Annotated in this window: 1 protein-coding gene; it reads left to right on the top strand. The window is 69.8% G+C overall.

Features of this window, described 5'->3' with window-relative positions; all coding sequences use genetic code 11:
• A partial coding sequence (locus ACLJNW_RS24670; protein WP_410961283.1) for an alpha/beta hydrolase family esterase occupies nt 1-278 on the top strand: 278 nt, incomplete at both ends.

Genomic DNA, 278 nt, shown 5'->3' with positions numbered 1-278 from the left:
GGCATTACCTGCTCTACGTGCCGCCGGGCGTGTCCGAGGGAGCGCCGTTGCTGGTGGTGCTGCACGGCTCACGGGGCGACGGCGCGCAGATGCGCCGCATCAGCGGCTACGGCTTCGACCGGCTGGCGGCGCAAGAAGGTTTCCTGGTGGCCTACCCGGACGGCTTCGAGGGCCACTGGAACGATTGCCGCAAGGCCGCCAGCTATTCGGCGCGGCTGCGTGACGTCGATGACGTGGCTTTCCTCCGCGCGCTGGTGGCGCGGCTGGCCCAGGAATAC

Origin of the sequence: Salmonella sp. SAL4457 (genome assembly GCF_046548235.1) — a bacterium.
Lineage (GTDB): Bacteria > Pseudomonadota > Gammaproteobacteria > Enterobacterales > Enterobacteriaceae > Salmonella > Salmonella enterica.
Note: the sequence above shows the minus strand (reverse complement) of the source record. Positions and strands in the feature narration are given on the sequence as shown.